The following is a 2,392-nucleotide window of genomic DNA, read 5'->3' on the forward strand; positions in this document are numbered from 1 at the left end:
CGTGCGCGCGGTCGACGCGGCTCGACCCGCGACGAAGCGGCGACGGATCTCGCAGGCAGCCGTCAGCTCGCCTCGTGCGAAGGCCCGCGTGCGCGCGATGGCGTCGCGGGCACGATCGTCGCCGGGAGCCTCGGTCTCGAACAGGGGCAGCACGTGCTCGGCGCAGTCCGCCGCCCACACGGCGACGATGCGACGCTCCGCCTCGCTCAGCGAATGAGGTGAACCGGTCATGGACGGCTCACCGCTCCCGGCGGGCGGCACGGGCTCGCGCGGCCTCGTGCGCGTCGCGGAGCAGGGCGAGCACGGCATCCGTCGTGTTCACGCCCGGGTTGATCACGCTGACCCAGCCCGCCGAGCCGTAGAGCGGATGCCGTCGGAACACGTCGGTCCGCACCGCGTCGGGTTCCGCCGTGACGAGGGCGGCGGCGCGCTCCTGCCCCACGTGGATGTTCACGCGGAACCGATCCGGGGCGTCGAGTTCGGAGGTCGCATCGTCGGGGTAGTCCTTCGTGACGATGGTCCCGTACGGCTGGGTGCGCTCCGGCATCCGTCCGTCGGGGGCGTGATAGAAGTACGCATCGCCCCAGGAGAGCTCCGGGAAGGCGCTGCCGGGTTCGGGGGCGACGACGAGAGCGCCGTCGAACGCTCGGACCGTCTCGATGATCTGCTGCATGTCCATGATTCAATGATGAAGTTGACGTGCTTATGTGGACTTTTCAGCGAGGAAGGGCGGATTGATGGCGCAGAACCCTCAAGAGTATCCGCTGACAACCGCCGGGATCGGCCGTCTCGTCGGATACTCGACGCAGCAGGTGCGCGATCTCGAACGACTGCGCATCATCCCGCCCGCCGAGCGCGCCGCGAACGGATACCGCCGCTACGGCGACCGGCACCTCGTGGCCGCCCGCGCCTATCGGAGCCTCGCCGCCGCCCTCGGCCCCGTGCCCGCGCGGCGCCTGATGCCGACCCTGGTCGGCAGCACCGTCGACGTCGCCGCGGAGCAGATCGACGACCTCCATGCCGCCCTGGCCCGCGAACGGTCCCGCGTGAGGGAGGCGCTCCGCGGCCTGGAGGTCGCCATCGAGGAGTCGGGCGCCGTCTTCGCGGACGATGACGCCCTGACGATCGGCGAACTCGCCCAGGCGCTCGACGTGCGCGCGTCGGCGCTGCGTCACTGGGAGCGCGAGGGCCTCATCCATCCGCTCCGCTCGCCCGCATCCGCAGCCCGCACCTATGGCGCCCGGGCGATCACCGAGGCGCGCATCGTCGCGGCGCTGCGGGCCGGCGGCTACGGCATCCCGCCGATCGCCCGCATCCTCGAGCAGCTGCGCACCCAGGCGCTGACCGCCGACGCACAGCGCATCCTCGCGGAGCGGCTCGCCGACCTGTCTCGCCGGAGCGTCGCTCTGCTCGCCGCCGCGGGCGAGCTGCACGCACTGCTCGACGGACTGCGCTGACAGCGCGGCGAGCCGGCCGAGGTCAGGGCGCCACGGGGTAGTGGCTGGAGATCGCGATGCGGTTCCAGCTGTTGATCACCACGGTCAGCCAGGTCACCGCCGCGATCTGCTTCTCGGTGAGGATGCCGTCGACATCGACCCCGCGATCGTGGAGCCGGCCGTGGTCGCCGATGAGCGTCACCCGCTCGGCGATCTGCAGTGCCGCCTGCTCCTCGGGGGAGAAGTACTGCGACTCCCACCAGCCGGCGAGCACCGCGAGCCGGTCCGCGGACTCTCCGTGCTTCACCGCATCGCCGGCGTGCATCCGCAGGCAGAACGCGCATCCGTTCAGCTGCGAGGCACGCACCTTCACCAGTTCGACGAGCAGCGGCGACAACCCGGCATCCACTCCTGCTTCTGCGGCCGTTCCGGCGAATTCCAGCATCGCCTGGTACGGGGCTGCATAGATCTTGCCGATGTTCACATGGGACACGTCGTCTCTCCTTCTCTGCGGGCGCGGACGCGCCCATCCGTACCGACGACGCAGCCGGCGGAGATGTGAGGTCCGGCCAGGGGCGGCGTGCGCCTCAGCCGAGCGCGGCGAAGAACGCCCGCCGCGCCGCGGTCACGTCGGCGTCCACCCGCGACGGATGCACCCGGTTCGTGAGCAGCACGCCGAACGCGCCTGTCTCGGGTCGCACCGCGAAGGCCGTGCCGGTGAAGCCGGTGTGCCCGACGGCATCCGTCTCTCCCATCCAGGCGGCGTCGCGCACCCGCAGGCCGATCGCCTGACCGTATCCGGCCTCCGCCGTCGCGACCGGCGTCGTCATCAGGCGGATGCTGCCGGCGGACAGCACGCGCCCACCGGCCCCGGCACCCTGGTCGCGGATCATACGGGCGAGTGCCGCGACGTCGTGCACCGTCCCGAAGAGGCCGGCGTGGCCGGCGGGGCGCCC

The 2,392-nt window shown here is 71.8% G+C and carries 5 protein-coding genes; 1 reads left to right on the plus strand and 4 read right to left on the minus strand.

Going from position 1 to position 2,392, the window contains the following annotated elements:
* Positions 1–231: putative immunity protein (locus DW306_RS00305; protein WP_342670821.1), on the minus strand; the 231-nt coding region annotated here is incomplete at its 3' end.
* 7 nt (positions 232–238) lie between these two features.
* Positions 239–679 carry a DUF6194 family protein gene (locus tag DW306_RS00310; protein WP_136053666.1) on the minus strand — a complete coding sequence of 147 codons (441 nt, stop codon included), beginning with the start codon at positions 677–679 and terminating at the stop codon, positions 239–241.
* A gap of 58 nt (positions 680–737) precedes the next feature.
* On the opposite strand from DW306_RS00310, the gene DW306_RS00315 reads away from it, so the two are divergent.
* Positions 738–1,457: a MerR family transcriptional regulator gene (locus DW306_RS00315; protein ID WP_240746989.1), complete on the plus strand. Its 720-nt coding sequence runs from the start codon at positions 738–740 to the stop codon at positions 1,455–1,457.
* Positions 1,458–1,479: 22 nt separating this feature from the next.
* Here the strand turns inward: DW306_RS00315 and DW306_RS00320 are convergent, their stop codons facing one another.
* A complete protein-coding gene (locus tag DW306_RS00320; RefSeq protein ID WP_240746990.1) occupies positions 1,480–1,929 on the minus strand; it encodes a carboxymuconolactone decarboxylase family protein in 450 nt (149 codons plus the stop codon).
* A 94-nt stretch (positions 1,930–2,023) separates the two neighbouring features.
* Positions 2,024–2,392: serine hydrolase (locus DW306_RS00325; protein WP_168429182.1), on the minus strand; the 369-nt coding region annotated here is incomplete at its 5' end.

It is taken from the genome of Microbacterium sp. K24, from assembly GCF_004794465.1.
In the GTDB taxonomy this organism is placed as follows: Bacteria; Actinomycetota; Actinomycetes; order Actinomycetales; family Microbacteriaceae; genus Microbacterium.